The organism is Asanoa sp. NPDC049573 (assembly GCF_040676615.1).
In the GTDB taxonomy this organism is placed as follows: Bacteria; Actinomycetota; Actinomycetes; order Mycobacteriales; family Micromonosporaceae; genus Asanoa.
In genome coordinates this window covers 586101-601609 of sequence record NZ_JBFAPI010000001.1, presented here as the reverse complement: position 1 = coordinate 601609, position 15509 = coordinate 586101, and the positions used below count along the sequence as shown (strand labels likewise).

The following is a 15509-nucleotide window of genomic DNA, read 5'->3' as shown; positions in this document are numbered from 1 at the left end:
GGAGGCGGCGGCGCGGCGGAGGCGGCGGCGCGGCGGAGGCGGCGGCGCGGCGGAGGCGGCGGCGCGGCGGAGGCGGCGGCGCCAAGGCGGAGGGCGAGGCGCGGCCGAGGCGGCGGCGCGGGCGGAGGCCGGCGCGCGGCGGAGGCCGAGGCGCGGCGGAGGCCGAGGCGCGAGCGGAGGCCGAGGCCGAGGCGCGGACGGAAGGCGGGGTGGGGCGAGCTACGCGTCGCGCTCCGGATAGCCGATCGGGATGGCCGAGACGTCGTCCAACGCGGTCTCGATCTCGGCCGGCAACGTCATCTCCTCGACCTTCAGCGCACCGAGCAGCTGCCCGACCGTGCGCGCGCCCAGCACCGGTGCGACCACGCCCGGCCGGTCGCGGACCCAGGCCAGCGCGACCTCCAGCGGCGAGACGCCGAGCCCGCTGGCCGCGGTGGCCACCGCCTCGACGACCCGGGACGAGCGGGAATCCAGATAACTGGCCACGAAAGGCCCGAAATGCGGCGACGCCGCGCGGCTGTCCGCCGGCCGGCCGTGCCGGTATTTGCCGGTCAGCACACCGCGGCCCAGCGGCGACCAGGCCAGCACGCCCAGCCCCAGCGCCTCGCAGGCCGGCAGCACCTCGCGCTCGATGCCCCGCTCCAGCAGCGAGTATTCGACCTGGGTGGCCACCACCGGGGTCCGCCCGGGCACCGCCTGCTGCCAGGCCGCGGCCCGCGCCGTCTGCCAGCCCGCGAAGTTGGAGACGCCGGCATAGCGCACCCGGCCGCTGCTGACCGCGAAGTCCAGCGCCGCCAGGGTCTCCTCCAGCGGCGTGGTCTCGTCGTACCCGTGGACCTGCCAGAGATCGACATGGTCGGTGCCGAGCCGGCGCAGCGAGGCGTCCAGCGACCGCAGCAGGTGCCCGCGCGAGCCGTCGCGGCGCCGGCCGTGGCCGGGGCGCAGGCCGCCCTTGGTCGCGATCAGGATGTCGTCGCGGGAGACCAGGGTGTCCAGCAGCGAGCCGATCACGGCCTCAGCCTCGCCGTCGCCGTAGACGTCGGCGGTGTCGACCAGGTTGCCACCGGCGTCGACGAAGCCCTTGAGCTGGGCGGCCGCGTCGTCGGTGTCGGTGTCGGCACCCCACGTCATGGTGCCGAGCGCGAGCCGGGAGACCGCGAGCCCGCTACGGCCTAGCGGTCTTAGCTGCATGGGTGCACCTTATGCCGCGCGCGCGGAGCGGTATAGCCGGCCGGTCAGTGCATGATGCAGGCATGGCGCCCGCGTGTTGGGGACGCCGTCCCCAACCGTCGCGCCGGCATTTCGTACCCTGGTCCCGCGTCGCCCCTCACACGGCGGCATTGGGGAGGGGCACGGTGCGACTCGGACTGAACCTCGGATACCAGACCGCCTGGAGCTCGCCGGCGACCGACCTGGCGCTGGCCCAGGAGGCGGAGCGGCTGGGCTACACGGTCGTGTGGGCGGCGGAGGCCTACGGCTCCGACTCGCCGTCGACGCTGGCCTGGCTGGCCGGCCAGACCTCGACGATCGACCTGGGCGCCGCGGTGATGCAGATCCCGGCCCGCACCCCGGCCGCGACCGCGATGACCGCGACCACGATCGACAACCTGTCCGGCGGGCGGTTCCGGCTCGGGCTCGGCGTCTCCGGCCCCCAGGTCTCCGAGGGCTGGCACGGCGTCCGCTTCGGCAAGCCCCTGGGCCGCACCCGGGAGTACGTCGACATCGTCAAGCTGGCCGTCGGCCGCAAGCCGGTGCAGTACGACGGCGAGCACTACACGCTCCCGCTGCCCGACGGCCCGGGCAAGGCGTTGCGGCTCGGCTTCCATCCGCCGCGCGAGCACATCCCGATCTACCTGGCCGCCGTCGGCCCGAAGAACCTGGAGCTGGCCGGCGAGATCGCCGACGGCTGGCTGGCGGTCTTCTACTCCCCCGAGTTCGCCGGCGAGCAGCACGCCTCCTGGCACGCCGGTCGGGCCAAGGCCGGCCTGCCGACCGAGGGCTTCGACGTGGTGCCCAGCGTGCCGGTCGTGGTCGGCGACGACGTGGCGATGGCGGCCGAGCTGATCCGCTGGTACGCCGCCCTCTACGTCGGCGGGATGGGCAGCCGCAAGCAGAACTTCTACAACGACCTCGCGGTCCGGATGGGCTACGCGGACGCGGCGAAGACGGTGCAGGACCTCTACCTCGACAAGCGCCAGCGGGACGCGGCGGCGGCCGTACCCCTGGAGTTCATCGACCGCACGTCTTTGCTCGGGCCGAAGGAACGGATCGCCGACCGGCTCAAGGCGTACGCCGAGTCGGGCGTCACCACCCTTTCGGTGAGTCCGTTCGTGGCCGACGCCGAATCGGGGGTTCAGACGTTGCGCACTGTGGCGGAGGCGCTGGAAATGTCGGGGGTCGGGGCATGACGTGGACCGAGGCGATCGTGCTGGGGATCGTGCAGGGGCTCACCGAGTTCCTGCCGATCAGTTCGTCCGGGCACATGCGGATCACCTCGGCCATCTTCTTCGGTCAGGACGCGGGCGCCTCCTTCACCGCGGTCACCCAGCTCGGCACCGAGGCGGCCGTGCTCGTCTACTTCGCCAAGGACATCTGGCGAATCAGCAAGACCTGGGTCGTCGGCATCTGGGACAAGTCGGCCCGCAAGGAGTTCGACTACAAGATGGGCTGGTACGTGATCGTCGGGTCGATCCCGATCGGCATCATCGGCTTCGTCTTCAAGGACCAGATCCGCACCGCGGCCCGTAACCTGTGGCTCGTCTCGATCGTGCTGGTGGTCTTCTCGTTCGTGCTCGCGTTCGCCGAATACTGGGGCCGCCAGACCCGCAACCTCGAACGCTTCAAGATGCCGGACGCGGTCACCATGGGCTTCGCGCAGGCGCTGGCGCTGATCCCCGGCGTCTCCCGCTCCGGTGGCACCGCCAGCGCCGGCCTGTTCCTCGGCCTGACCCGCGAGGCCGCGCTGCGCTTCTCGTTCCTCCTGGCCATCCCGGCGGTGGTCATGTCGGGGGTGTTCAGCCTCCCCGACGTGTTCGACAAGACCGGCGGCGGTCTCGTGCCGTCGGGCGCGCAGATGGTGGTCGCCACGATCATCGCGTTCGTGCTCGGCTACGCCTCGATCGCCTGGCTGCTGAAGTACGTGTCGGCGCACACGTTCTACCCGTTCGTGCTGTACCGCGTAGCCCTCGGCGCGATCGTCCTCGCGCTGCTGATCAACGGCACCATCGCCGCCACGTAGGGTTGGCGCGTGGCGACCCTCCTCCTCCTGCGACACGGCCGGACCACCGCCAACGCCGACGGCGGCCTGGCCGGCCGGCAGCCCGTCGAACTCGACGACACCGGGCGGGCACAGGCGGTCGCGGTCGGAGCCCGGCTGCGCGGCCTCCCGCTGGCCGAGGTGGTCTCCAGCCCGCTGATCCGCTGCCGGCAGACCCTCGACCTGGCCCTGCCCGACAGTGCGCCGTCCGTCGACGACGGGCTGATCGAGTGCGGCTACGGCGACTGGGAGGGCCAGCCGCTCAAGAAGCTGGCGAAGGACCCGCTCTGGCCGGTCGTCCAATTGCATCCGTCGGCGGTGGTCTTCCCCGGCGGCGAGGCGATGGCCGCGATGGCCGGCCGCGCGATCGCCGCGGTGCGCCGCTGGGACGCCGACGTCACGCGCAGGCACGGCGCCGAGGCGCTCTGGCTGGCCTGCACGCACGGCGACATCATCAAGGCGATCGTGGCCGACGCGCTGGGCCTGCACCTCGACCAGTTCCAGCGGATCGTGGCCGACCCGGCGTCGGTGACCGTGATCCGTTACACACCCACCCGCCCCTTCCTGATGCGCCTCAACGACACCGGCGGTGACCTGGCCGCGCTCGTACCCCCGAAACGCCGCCGGCGACCGCGCAAAAGCGCCGCCACCTCCTCGGACGCGGTGGTCGGCGGCGGCGCCGGCACGACCTGAAATTCGCTCTGGGCGAACGCGGCTGATCCGCTCCCCACAATCGAGCCGGTGCGCTACGCGCGCGTACGAGTGGGCGGATAGGGTCTTCATATGACCCACCAGGTGCATGCGTTCGAGCCGCCGGAGCGGTTCGTGGCTGGAACCGTGGGCCCGCCGGGCGAGCGCAGCTTCTTCCTGCAGGCTCGCGGCGGCGGCCGCGTGGTCAGCGTGGCGCTGGAGAAGGTGCAGGTCTCGCTGCTGGCCGAGAAGCTCGAAGAGCTGCTTACCGAGGCGGCCCGCCGGTTCGGGGTCGACCTGGAGCTGCCCACCGAGGAGCCGCTCTCGTCCGACAACGAGCCCCTGGAGAGCCCGGTCGACGAGGAGTTCCGGGTCGGCACGCTGGGCCTCGCGTTCGACGTCGACTCGGCCACCGTGGTGATCGAGGCGATCGCCGCCGGCGAGGGCGAGCTCGAGGTCGACGAGGCCGAGGCCGAAGCGGTCGAAGACGACGAGGACGACGACGACGAGCCCGACGACGACCTCGACCGGCTCCGGGTCCGGCTCACCCCGCAGGCCACCCGCGAGTTCATCAGCCGGGCCAAGCGGGTCGTCGCCGCCGGCCGCCCGCCCTGCCCGCTCTGCGGCCAACCGCTCGACCCCCGCGGCCACCTCTGCCCGCGCCACAATGGCTATCACCGGTGACGGCGCCGCGCCGGTGGGCTCTCCGTCCCGGCTCCCCGAGCTCGACGCACTGACGCTGCTGCGCTCGGGCGAGATCGAGCTCGAAGGCCGGCTCGTCGACGCGTCCAACACCACCATGCGGGCGTTCGTCTCGCTCGACGGCGTCACGGCGCGCTGCGTCTACAAGCCGATCAGCGGCGAGCGCCCGTTGTGGGACTTCCCCGACGGCACGCTGGCCGGCCGCGAGGTCAGCGCCTACCTGGTCTCCGCGGCGACCGGCTGGGACCTGGTGCCGCCGACGCTGCTGCGCGAGGAGGGGCCGCTCGGGCCCGGCATGTGCCAGCTCTGGATCGACGAGCCGGAGGGCGCCCAGCCGCTGGTCGGCTTCGTGCCCGCGCGGCAGCTGCCGACCGGCTGGAAGCGGATCGCCTCGGCCCGCGACGAAGACGGCAACGCCTATTCGCTCGCCCACGCCGACGACGAGCGGCTGGCCCGGCTGGCCGTCCTCGACATCATCATCAACAACGCCGACCGCAAGGGCGGCCACGTGCTGATCGGCCCTGACGACCGGGTCTACGGCGTCGACCACGGCGTGACGTTCAATGTGGAGCCGAAGCTGCGCACCGTCCTCTGGGGCTGGACCGGCGCCGTGCTCCCCGAGGAGGCCGTCGACGTGCTCGGCCGGCTGACCAGCGGGCTGCGCGGCGAGCTGGGCGGGGCGCTGCGCGAGCACCTCACCGGTGCCGAGGTGGCCCGGGTCCGCGGCCGGGTGCGCCGGCTGCTGGAGAACGCGAGCTTCCCGGAGCCGGGCACCGACTGGCCGTCGGTGCCCTGGCCCCCGATGTAGATCGCGAGCGGCCGATCCAGGCTTTGCTCCGCACCCCTGTGGGAAGCGCCCCAGCTTGACAGGTGCTTCCTGCAGGGGTGCAGAGCAGGAACTGGTTCTAGATCGCGGTGTGGCGCAGGGTGATGCCGAGAAGGGCGTCGACCATGTGTGCCATCAGCTTCGGGGCGTCGGGGTCGTCGCCGGCACCGGCCAGCGTGGCGTCGGCCCAGGCGTCGACCAGCGCGAGCGCGCCCGGGGTGTCGAGGTCGTCGGCGATCCGGCCGCGTACCCCCGTCAGCAGGTCGGCACCCGACGGCCCGGCGGTGGCCAACGCGGCCGCGCGCCAGCGGCCCAGCCGCTCCTGGGCGGTCTTGAGCAGGTCGTCGGTCCAGATCCGGTCGGCGCGGTAGTGGTCGGCGATCAGCGCCAGCCGCAGCGCCATCGGGTCGACGTGGTCGGCCCGCAGGCGGGAGACGAAGACCAGGTTGCCCTTCGACTTCGACATCTTCTCGCCGTCGAGACCGATCATGCCGGCGTGCACGTAGTGCGACGCGAACGGCCCCTGCCCGGTGAGCCGCTCGGCGTGCGCGGCGGAGAACTCGTGGTGCGGGAACAGCAGGTCGCTGCCGCCGCCCTGCACGTCGATCGTGTCGCCGAGCAGGCCAAGGGCGATCACCGCGCACTCGATGTGCCAGCCCGGCCGGCCCGGGCCGAGCGGGCCGCCCGGCCAGGCCGGCTCGCCGTCGCGGGCGCCGCGCCAGAGCAGCGGGTCGAGCGGGTCGCGCTTGCCGGCCCGCTCCGGATCGCCGCCCCGCTCGGCCGCGAGCACCAGCATCTCCTCGCGGCTCAGGTTGGACTCGTAGCCGAACGAGGGCGCGGCCGCGATGTCGAAGTAGACGTCGCCGGTGCCGTCGTCGAGCACGTAGGCCGCGCCGTCGGAGAGCAACTCGACCACCCGGTCGACGATCGCCGGGATCGACTCGACCGCGCCGACGTAGTGCGCCGGGGGGATCAGCCGCAGCGCCTCCATGTCTTCCCGGAACAGCGCGGTCTCGCGCATGGCGAGGACCACCCAGTCTTCGCCGTCGCGGGCGGCCCGCTCCAGCAGCGGGTCGTCGATGTCGGTCACGTTCTGCACGTAGTGCACCGGATGCCCGGCGTCGAGCCAGGCCCGCTGCACCAGGTCGAAGGTGATCATTGTGGCCGCGTGGCCGAGATGCGTCGCGTCGTAGGGCGTGATCCCGCAGACGTACATGGTCGCCCCGGGTTCCGGCTGTGGCCGGGTCGGGTGGGCGCTGCGCCGCGCCGAGTCGAACAACACGAGCGGTTGACCGGTACCCGGCAACCGCGGCACCTCGTGCCCGGTCCAAGACTGCATCCCGCCAGCCTAACCAGAGGCGAGACAAGATCAAACCTGACGAACCGGAGGGGCCGATGTGACAGACGTGGCAGCGCGTCCCGCCGACCGGGCTGCTGCGCCTCGGGTAGGCAGGTGCGCGGCCCGCGGCAGCGGGGGCTGCGCTGGTTGGGGGAAGGGCTGGATTCCGGCCGCTGGGAGTGGGCAGGATAGGTGCCATGGACTACGAGTACGCGCCCCTGCGGTTGCCGCCGAATGTCGATCGGGCGACCGCAGAGGCGCAGCTGGCAATCCAGGCGGAGTTCTCGGGGTGGGAGCTGGCCCGGGTGCGGTTGTTCCGTGACGGGACGCGGCAGGTGGTTCTGCGGCGCCGCATGGTCAACAAGCCGCAACCGGGCCTCTCCTATTAGCCCGAAGCGCTCGGCCCCGGGCACCGGCCGTCAGGCGCCCGGGCGTCCCTCGCCGTCTTCGTCCTCGTCGTCCTCTTCGTCGGGAACCTCGCCGTCGAGGTCGCCCGGCAGGAACGGGTGCTCGTCGAGGCGGCCGACCAGGCGGTCTTCGCCGGCCGGGCGGAACGGGCCGTGGCTGTCGTGCTCTTCGAAGACCTCGAGGTCGAGCGCGGTCGTCACCTCGCTGACCATCACGACGCCGTCGAGCGGTTCGAGCTCTGGCACGTCGAGGGCGCTGAGCGACCCATCGCCGGCCTGGAGCAGCTCCAGCACGGCCTCGCCGACCGTCTCCACCGGGCCGCCGACCTCGTCGGGGCTCACCTCGGTGCGGGTCTCCTCGGCCCGCCGGACCAGGGCCATCACGCTCGGTACCCGGTAGTCGCGGCGCTGCCGCACCGAGATCACGTGCGGGTGGGCGTCGCGGACCTCGACACCGTCGACGGTCGGGATGCCGCCGAGCTGGCCCTCGACCTCGTCGGGGTCGATCGACTCGACGTCCCAGGGCGTGACCTCGCCGAACGCTTCGAGCAGCAGTTCGTCGTAGGCGTAGGAGGCGTTGTTGAGCGTGACGTAGGCCTGCCACACGTCGTCGTCGTCGACCCGGCCCTCGGCGGCCTTGACCGCGGTCAGGTGGGCCCGGGCGGCGGCGATGACCTCCTCGAGCGCGGCGTCGAGCGAAGCGTGTTGGTCGGTCATGGTGAAACCATCCCTCGGGGAGAAAGAAAGAAGATCAGCAGCTGCGGAGGAAGCGGTCGAGCACCCGCGCGCCGAACCGGAGGCCCTCCACGGGCACCCGCTCGTCGATGCCGTGGAACAGGTTGGCGAAGTTGAGGTCCGGCGGGAGCCGCAGCGGTGCGAAGCCGAAGCACCGGATGCCCAGCCGCTGCCAGGCCTTGGCGTCGGTGCCGCCCGACAGCATGTAGGGCACCGCCTTGGCGCCCGGGTCTTCGGCCAGCAGCGCCGCCGACATCGCGTCGACCAGCGGGCCGTCGAAGGTGGTCTCGACGGCGGGCTGTCGCTGGATGTGTGCCACGTCGATGTCGGGACCGATCAGGTCGCGGATCTCGGCGAGGAACGACTCGGCCTGGCCGGGCAGGTTGCGGCAGTCGAGGGTGGCGCTGGCCCGGCTCGGGATGACGTTTTCCTTGTAACCCGCGTCGAGCCGGGTCGGGTTGGCCGTGTTGCGCACCGTGGCGCCGACGAAACCGGCGATCGGGCCGAGCTTGCCGATGGTCGCCTCCGGGTCGGCGGGGTCGAACTCGATGCCGAGCAGGCCGGAGACCTCGGCCAGGAAGGTGCGGGCGGTGTCGGTCAGCACGATCGGTGACTTGTGCCGGCCGACCCGGGCGACCGCCTCGGCCAGCGCGGTGACCGCGTTGTCGTCGTGGATCATCGAGCCGTGGCCGGGGCGACCGTGCGCGGTCAGCTTCAGCCACTGGATGCCTTTTTCGGCGGTCTCGATCAGGTAGAGCCGCAGGTCTTCGGAGACCGTGAAGGAGAAGCCGCCGACCTCGCCGATCGCCTCGGTGCAGCCCTCGAGCAGGTCGGCGTGGTTGTCGACGAGGAAGTGGGCGCCGTAGTCGCCACCGGCCTCCTCGTCGGCGGTGAACGCGAGCACCAGGTCGCGCGGCGGGCGGACGCCGCGGCGTTGCCAGTCGCGGATCACCGCGAGCACCATCGCGTCGAAGTCCTTCATGTCGACGGCGCCGCGGCCCCACAGGTAGCCGTCGCGGATCTCACCGCCGAACGGGTCGACGGACCACTCGCCCGGGTCGGCCGGCACCACGTCGAGGTGGCCGTGCACGAGCAGCGCGCCGCGCGAGGGGTCGGAGCCCGGGATGCGGGCGACCAGGCTGGCCCGGCCGGGCGCGGACTCGCGCAACTCGGCCTCGACACCCACCTCGGCCAGCATCTCCGCGACGTATTCGGCCGCCACCCGCTCGCCCGCCGACGTCTGGGTGTCACCGGTGTTGGTGGTGTCGATCCGGATGAGGTCGCGGCAGATGTCGACGACCTCGTCGGCACTGGACAGGGCGGGGCTGGTCATGCGGTCTTTCTTACCAGCACGGCGGGCGCGGTGCCCGACCGGGCACGGTTCGCTGTGGATAACTCAGCCACCGGCGGCCCGGGCCTGGAAAAGCGTCCGTTCGGCATCGTTGCGGGTCAGTTCGGCTGCGCGCGCGAACGCCGCCCGGGCCTCGTCGGCCCGGCCGAGACGGGCCAGCAGGTCGCCGCGGACGGCCGGCAACTGTGGATAGTCGCGCAGCGACCGCTCCCCCGCGACCGCGTCGACCAGGGCCAGGCCGCGGGCGGGATCACCGGCCATCGCGTACGCCACCGCCTGGTTGACCCGCAGCACCGGCGACGGTCGCAGGTGGAACAGCACCTCGTAGAGGGCCGCGACGCGCTCCCAGTCGGTCTCCTCGTGCGAGCGGGCCCGGGCGTGACAGGCGGCGATCTCGGCCTGGATCGTGTAGTAGCCGCCGCCCAGTTCGCCGGCCCGGGTCAGGGCGGCCAGCCCGCGCCGGATCAGCAGCCGGTCCCAGCGCCGCCGGTCCTGGTCGGGCAGCAGCACCGGCCGGCCGGCCGGGCCGAGGCGGGCCGGGAGCCGGGAGGCCTGCAACTCCATCAGCGCGGCCAGCCCGTGCACCTCGGCCTCGCGGGGCAGCAACCCCTGCAACAGCCGGCCCAGCCGCACCGCCTCGTCGGCCACCTCCGGCCGCGCCCACGCCGGGCCGCCCGTGGCGGCGTAACCCTCGTTGAAGATCAGATAGACCGTGGCCAGGACCGACGCGACGCGGGGGGCCAGCTCCTCGGCGGGCGGGAGCGCGAACTCGACGCCGGCCAGGGCCTTCTTCGCGCGGGTGATCCGGGCGGCCATGGTGGGCTCGGGCACCAGGAACGCCCGGGCGATCTCCGCCGTCGTCAGGCCACCGAGCAAGCGCAGCGTGAGCGCGACCCGGGACTCGGCCGGCAGGTCGGGATGGCAGACCGTGAAGATCAATCTGAGGAGATCGTCGCCGATCCGGGTGTCGAGCACCTCGTCGAAGCCGCCGTCATCGGTCTCCGCGGTGGCCCGGCCGACCAGTTGCAGCTTCGCGGCGTAGTTCTGCCGGCGGCGGATCTGGTCGATCGCCCGGTGCCGCGCGGTGGCCAGCAACCACGGACCCGGGTCATCGGGTACGCCGTCGCGCGGCCACTGCTCCAGCGCCACCACCAGGGCGTCCTGGGCGATCTCCTCGGCGAGCCCGACGTCGCCGGTCAGCCGGGCGACCACCGCGACGATGCGGGCGGCCTCGATCCGCCACACCGCCTCGACCGTGCGGTGCACAACAGCAGGATCGGCGGCCGTCACGACCACCGATCCTGCCACGTGCGCGATCACGCCGGTGGCGCGAAGTCCTCCGGGCCCATCACCTTGAGCACCTGGGACTCGCCCTCCCAGCCGGGCCACAGGTCGCGGTGCACGCGCATGAAGCGGGAGGTCCACTCGACGGCCTCGGCTTTGTCGCGTACGTCGTACACGGCATAGCTGATCACTTCCTTGGCCTCCGCGAACGGCCCGTCGGTGACGGTCAGTTCGCCGCCGGACACCCCGACCAGGGCGCCGAACGAACTCGGCGACAGGCCGGCCTGGTCGACCAGCGCGCCGGCGCTGGTGGCGTCCTCACCGAGCTTCATGATCGCTTCCAGCAGCTCCGGCGGCGGGGGCGTGTCCGGACGGGTGGCGGTGAGCAGGACGACGTAACGCATGGTTCCTCCTAGTGGGCTCATTCTTCAGATCGAGCGGTAGAAACGGACCGAGACGGCGGACAGCCACGCCGAGACCAGCACCACGGCGGCCGTAAAGGCGATGATCCCCCAGGCCGCGCCGCCGCTCGCGTTGAGCGCGAGGAACGTGCCGACCAGGGCGACCCCGACCGCGCGGGTGAGCAGCGGGAAGCCGGTGCTCCCGGCGAGCAGGAAGCAGGCCGCCGCGAGGGCGACGAAACCGACCCCGCCGGCCGCCAGGTGGATCAGGCCGTGCCAGCTGACCGTGCCGCCCGCGCTGCCGGGCGGGAAACCCGGGCCCGGGTCGGCCCGGAAGACGCCGGCGACGACCATGCCGAGGCCGTAGATCCCCAGCGGCACGCCGCCGCGGCCGACCGCGCGCCGCACACCGGCGGCCGCGGCGATGACCATGAGACCGGAAATGATCAGATTGGCGGTCTGGATCCAGCCGAGGTCGCCGTTCTGCAACAGGCTCCAGGCGTGCCGGCTGGGGTCGAATCCGTCCCGCGTGAAGGCCTGTGCCAGCGAGACCGTGACATACAGCGGTCCGGCGATGACGCCGTACCCCAGCAGGCTCTTGGTCACCCGCTCGGCGGGTGCGCAGCTGACGGCGGCGGTCGTGGTGGTCATGTCGATCTCCTTCTTCGGCCCGTTCGGGTGCTCTCACCCCTAGCTCGAACGGGCTCCGTCGGATTCGACACATGGCCCCAGATTTTCTGAAAGGACATATCAAGGTCTTCCGATGGATCCTTCCGGAGTCCTACCGTCACGCTATGAACCTGGAGCTGCGGCACCTGAGGGTGGTTACCGCCATCGCGGAGACCGGCAGCGTGACCAAGGCCGCCTCCATGCTCGGCCTCGCCCAACCGGCCCTGACCGCCCAACTCCAGCGGATCGAGCGCGCCCTCGGCGGCCCGCTGTTCGAGCGCGACCGCCGCGGCGCCCGGCCGACCGCCCTCGGCGAGTTGGTGCTCGACCGGGCCCGGGTGCTGTTGCCGGCGATGAAGGGGCTCCAGGACGAGGCCGCCCGGCTGGCCGGCGGCGACGCGGCGATGAGTCGCTACCGGCTCGGCGGCGTCAACAGCCCGATCCTCGGCCGGCTGGTGCACCGGCTGACCGCCGACCAGCCGACCTCGCAGATCACCACCTACGTGAGCTGGTCGGTCGACGAGCTGGCCCGGATGATCCTCTCGGGACGGCTGGACTTCGCGCTCTCCGGCGTCTGCGGCGACGCGGTGCCCAGCGCCGAACTGGGGCTGTCCTGGCTCGCCATCGCGATCGACCCGGTCTGGGTGCTGCTGCCCGAGGGCCACGCCCAGGCCGCCGCCGACGAGGTCGACCTGGCCGACCTGGCCGAGGAGCGCTGGGTGGCGGCGCCCGGCGACGGCTGCTTCGGCGACTGCTTCGCGGCCGCCTGCGCGCGGTCGGGATTCACCCCGCGCAAGATGTACGAGACCGACGTGCGCGGCAGCATCGACCTGGTCGAGGCCGGCGAGGCGATCGCCCTGTGCCAGGCCACCTTCCGCCCGGTGCCCGGGCTGGCCAGCCGGCCGATCAAGGGCTCGCCGCTGCGCTGGCGGCTGCTGCTGGGCTGGCACCCCGAGGCGCAGGCCGGCCAGTTCGCCGACCGGGTCATCAAGCACGCGGCCGGCGGCTACGCCGACATCCTCGACCGCAACCCGCCCTACCGGGCCTGGCTGGCCGGCCACCCGGGCTTCGGCGCCCAGGTCAACCCGGAGTTCGAACCGGCGGTATGAGTCAGGTGGTATATACCGCCATCGATTCTTCGCCGCTACGTTGACGGTGCTTTTCCTCGCTCCCTTACGCCCCCGAGGAGTGCACCGTGAACCGTCTTCTCGCCGGCCTCGCCGCAGCCACCCTGCTGCCGGCCGGCATCACCGTAGCCATGGCCGCACCGGCCATGGCGAAACCGGCTCCGGCACCCGCGCCGGCGCCCGCCGAGGCCGCGTCGCCGGACATGCTCGCCGCGATGCAGCGCGACCTCGGCCTGACCGCCGACCAGGCCCGCGTCCGGATCGCCAGGGACGACGCGGCCAGCCGCACCGAAGCCCGGCTGCGCAAGTCGCTCGGCGGCGCGTTCGCCGGCGCCTACCTCACCCCGTCCGGCTCGTTCGTGGTCAACGTGACCTCCCCGGCCCGGGCCGCGGAGGTCACCGCGGCCGGCGCCACCGCCCGCGTGGTCGGCCGCAGTTCGGCGTCCCTCGACGCGGTCAAGGCTTCGTTGGACAAGACCGGCGCGCCGGCCGCGAGCGTCGCCGGCTGGTATGTCGACGTCACCACCAACACGGTCGTCGTGCTGGCCCGCTCGGTTCCCGCGGCCCGACGCTTCGTGCGGGCCAGCGGCGCCGACCCTTCCGCGGTGCGGGTGGTCGCCTCGACCGAGGCGCCGCGCCCGCTCTACGACGTCCGCGGGGGCGACGCCTACTACATGGGCGGCGGGCGCTGCTCGGTCGGCCTGTCGGTCGACGGCGGCTTCGTCACCGCCGGGCACTGCGGCACCCGCGGCACGACGACCCAGGGCTACAACCAGGTTTCCCAGGGTACGTTCCAGGGCTCCTCCTTCCCCGGCAACGACTACGCGTGGGTCTCGGTCAACAGCAACTGGACGCCGCAGCCGTGGGTCAACAACTACAGCGGCGGCAACGTGACGGTCGCCGGATCGACCGAGGCGGCCGTCGGCGCCGCGATCTGCCGGTCGGGCTCCACCACCGGCTGGCACTGCGGCACGGTCGGTGCCAAGAACCAGACGGTCAACTACTCGCAGGGTTCGGTGAGCGGGCTGACCCGTACCAACGTGTGTGCCGAGCCCGGCGACTCGGGCGGCGGCTGGATGAGCGGCCAGCAGGGCCAGGGCGTCACCTCGGGTGGTTCAGGGAACTGCACGAGCGGCGGCACCACCTACTTCCAGCCGGTCAACGAGATCCTCTCGGCGTTCGGCCTGACGCTGCGCACCTCCGGCGGCGGCAACCCGCCGCCCCCGCCGACCGGCTGCACCGGCTACGAGTTCACGGTCAGCGGTTCGCTGTCCTCCGGCGGCGCCGTCTACCAGCCGAACGGCAGCTACTACTACTCGTCGCTGTCCGGCACGCACCGCGCCTGCCTGGACGGCCCGACCGGTGCCGACTTCGACATCTACCTGCAGAAGTACAGCGGGTCGACGTGGGTGACGGTGGCCGAGGGCACGACGCCGGCGGCGGACGAGACGCTCTCCTACAACGGAACGGCCGGCTACTACCGCTACCAGGTGCACGCGTACAGCGGCTCGGGTAGCTACTCGCTGGGTTACTCGAACCCGTAGCCCGGTTTCGCTTCCGCCACACCGCCCCGTCCGCCGCGATCATCCGCGGCGGGCGGGGTAGGTTGCGAATCATGAGCGACCACGAGAACGCGCGCCGCGCCGCCGCCGCGCACACCGAGGCGTCCCGCGAGATCGAGGCGTTCCTGCGCCGGGTGCCCGAACTGCCGGAGCCACAGCACGTCGTCGAGTTCGCCGCCCTGCTGGCGCGCGAGGAGGAGATCCGCGCCGAGCGGCAGGACGCCCTGGACGCGTTCGGCCTGAGCGCGCCCAGCATCGACGAGGAGCCCTGAGGTCGCGCCGCTGGTAGTGGTCGACGTCGCCAACGTGATGGGCTCGCGGCCTGACGGTTGGTGGCGGGACCGCGCGGCCGCGGCCACCCGGATCCGCGACGACCTGGCCGCGGCGGTCGCCGCCGGGCATCCGATCGGCGACCTACCGCCGCCGGTCGATCTGGTGCTGGTCGTCGAGGGCCGGGCCGGCGGGGTCGGGCCGGTGCCTGGGGTCGAGGTGGTCTCCGCGCCGGGCTCAGGCGACGACGCGATCGTCGCGGTGGTCCGCGACCGGGGCGCTGACCGCCCGGTCGTGGTGGTGACCGCCGACCGCGAGCTACGCGGCCGGGTGGCCGCCCTCGGCGCGACCGTCCACGGCCCGCGTTGGCTAGGGCCCTAACCTCTCCCGCGGGCCGGCTGTGCGTTGTTCGACCGCGTCGCTCGGAAAGCCCAGTCCATGGCTCAGGTGTGCTCTTTCCCGATTATCCCGGACAGGGCTTGTTCGTTTGGTTTCTGCGAATATTCATGCTATCGGCTACCGTTGCCCCGGAAGGCAGTTGACTTATCCCTGATTCGAAAGCACCGCCACGTATCGCGTCACTCGCGGACTCGTTTGCCAGAATGGCCGATATCCCGAATGGCTCGCCCGCGCCCTCACCGACGACTCCCAGGGTTACGTTGTCCGCTCGCCACCGGTCGACATCCACCTGGACGGGGAAGAAGTAGTACTTAGGCTCGTCACTGAGCACCGCAAGCCACAAGATCGTACCGTCCGGGGGCGCTCCTTTGCCGCTAAATGTTGCGCACATCGGTGCCGTTGCGATCCTGTCAAGGACTACGGCAGTAGCCGCTTGAGGAATTGGGTCTGACTTGGGACCAGTGTTGAGTCTCGGCCAGACGAACAGGCCC

Annotated in this window: 17 protein-coding genes; 10 read left to right on the top strand and 7 right to left on the bottom strand. The window is 72.3% G+C overall.

The features are described from left to right. Positions 1-219 precede the first annotated feature (219 nt). A complete protein-coding gene (locus tag AB0J74_RS02755) occupies positions 220-1191 on the bottom strand; it encodes an aldo/keto reductase (protein ID WP_363443559.1) in 972 nt (323 codons plus the stop codon). A gap of 164 nt (positions 1192-1355) precedes the next feature. Here AB0J74_RS02755 and AB0J74_RS02750 point away from each other — a divergent pair, with 164 nt between their 5' ends. From AB0J74_RS02750 to AB0J74_RS02730, 5 genes are all read left to right on the top strand, one after another. Continuing rightward, positions 1356-2408, top strand: coding sequence for an LLM class F420-dependent oxidoreductase (locus tag AB0J74_RS02750; protein WP_363443557.1), 1053 nt, complete (start codon positions 1356-1358; stop codon positions 2406-2408). Further along, positions 2405-3238, top strand: a complete 834-nt coding sequence (locus AB0J74_RS02745; RefSeq protein ID WP_363443555.1) for an undecaprenyl-diphosphate phosphatase — start codon at positions 2405-2407, stop codon at positions 3236-3238. The genes AB0J74_RS02750 and AB0J74_RS02745 overlap by 4 nt, the downstream gene beginning before the upstream one ends. A 9-nt stretch (positions 3239-3247) precedes the next feature. After that, a complete protein-coding gene (locus tag AB0J74_RS02740) occupies positions 3248-3949 on the top strand; it encodes an MSMEG_4193 family putative phosphomutase (RefSeq protein WP_363443553.1) in 702 nt (233 codons plus the stop codon). Between the two features lie 90 nt (positions 3950-4039). Then, a complete protein-coding gene (locus tag AB0J74_RS02735; RefSeq protein WP_363443551.1) occupies positions 4040-4630 on the top strand; it encodes a DUF3090 domain-containing protein in 591 nt (196 codons plus the stop codon). After that, the gene (locus AB0J74_RS02730) at positions 4614-5456 is read left to right on the top strand and encodes an SCO1664 family protein (protein ID WP_363443549.1); all 843 of its coding nucleotides are present in this window, start codon (positions 4614-4616) and stop codon (positions 5454-5456) included. The genes AB0J74_RS02735 and AB0J74_RS02730 overlap by 17 nt, the downstream gene beginning before the upstream one ends. 97 nt (positions 5457-5553) lie before the next feature. Here AB0J74_RS02730 and mshC read toward each other — a convergent pair whose 3' ends face one another. Continuing rightward, on the bottom strand, positions 5554-6813 hold the full coding sequence (gene mshC, locus AB0J74_RS02725) for a cysteine--1-D-myo-inosityl 2-amino-2-deoxy-alpha-D-glucopyranoside ligase (protein ID WP_363443547.1): 1260 nt from the start codon (positions 6811-6813) through the stop codon (positions 5554-5556). A gap of 197 nt (positions 6814-7010) precedes the next feature. Here mshC and AB0J74_RS02720 point away from each other — a divergent pair, with 197 nt between their 5' ends. After that, entirely contained in the window at positions 7011-7202 is a 192-nt protein-coding gene (locus tag AB0J74_RS02720; RefSeq protein WP_116073863.1) for a DUF5703 family protein, read from the top strand. A gap of 30 nt (positions 7203-7232) precedes the next feature. Here AB0J74_RS02720 and AB0J74_RS02715 read toward each other — a convergent pair whose 3' ends face one another. The 5 genes from AB0J74_RS02715 to AB0J74_RS02695 form a co-directional block, all read right to left on the bottom strand. Next, entirely contained in the window at positions 7233-7937 is a 705-nt protein-coding gene (locus AB0J74_RS02715; protein ID WP_363443545.1) for a hypothetical protein, read from the bottom strand. 34 nt (positions 7938-7971) lie between these two features. Beyond that, positions 7972-9288 (bottom strand): M20/M25/M40 family metallo-hydrolase, encoded by a 1317-nt coding sequence (locus AB0J74_RS02710; RefSeq protein ID WP_363443543.1) that lies wholly within the window; start codon positions 9286-9288, stop codon positions 7972-7974. 63 nt (positions 9289-9351) lie between these two features. Then, on the bottom strand, positions 9352-10572 hold the full coding sequence (locus AB0J74_RS02705; protein ID WP_363443541.1) for a DUF6596 domain-containing protein: 1221 nt from the start codon (positions 10570-10572) through the stop codon (positions 9352-9354). Between the two features lie 50 nt (positions 10573-10622). After that, positions 10623-10994, bottom strand: coding sequence for a YciI family protein (locus AB0J74_RS02700; RefSeq protein WP_363443539.1), 372 nt, complete (start codon positions 10992-10994; stop codon positions 10623-10625). A 24-nt stretch (positions 10995-11018) separates the two neighbouring features. Beyond that, positions 11019-11642: a DUF998 domain-containing protein gene (locus tag AB0J74_RS02695; protein ID WP_363443537.1), complete on the bottom strand. Its 624-nt coding sequence runs from the start codon at positions 11640-11642 to the stop codon at positions 11019-11021. Between the two features lie 143 nt (positions 11643-11785). Here AB0J74_RS02695 and AB0J74_RS02690 point away from each other — a divergent pair, with 143 nt between their 5' ends. From AB0J74_RS02690 to AB0J74_RS02675, 4 genes are all read left to right on the top strand, one after another. After that, entirely contained in the window at positions 11786-12769 is a 984-nt protein-coding gene (locus AB0J74_RS02690) for a LysR family transcriptional regulator (protein WP_363443535.1), read from the top strand. A gap of 86 nt (positions 12770-12855) precedes the next feature. After that, the gene (locus AB0J74_RS02685; RefSeq protein ID WP_363443533.1) at positions 12856-14331 is read left to right on the top strand and encodes a S1 family peptidase; all 1476 of its coding nucleotides are present in this window, start codon (positions 12856-12858) and stop codon (positions 14329-14331) included. Between the two features lie 71 nt (positions 14332-14402). Then, complete coding sequence (locus AB0J74_RS02680) at positions 14403-14621, top strand: hypothetical protein (RefSeq protein ID WP_363443531.1); 219 nt, start codon at positions 14403-14405, stop codon at positions 14619-14621. Positions 14622-14658: 37 nt separating this feature from the next. Then, the gene (locus tag AB0J74_RS02675; RefSeq protein WP_363444058.1) at positions 14659-15000 is read left to right on the top strand and encodes a hypothetical protein; all 342 of its coding nucleotides are present in this window, start codon (positions 14659-14661) and stop codon (positions 14998-15000) included. Positions 15001-15509: the final 509 nt, after the last annotated feature.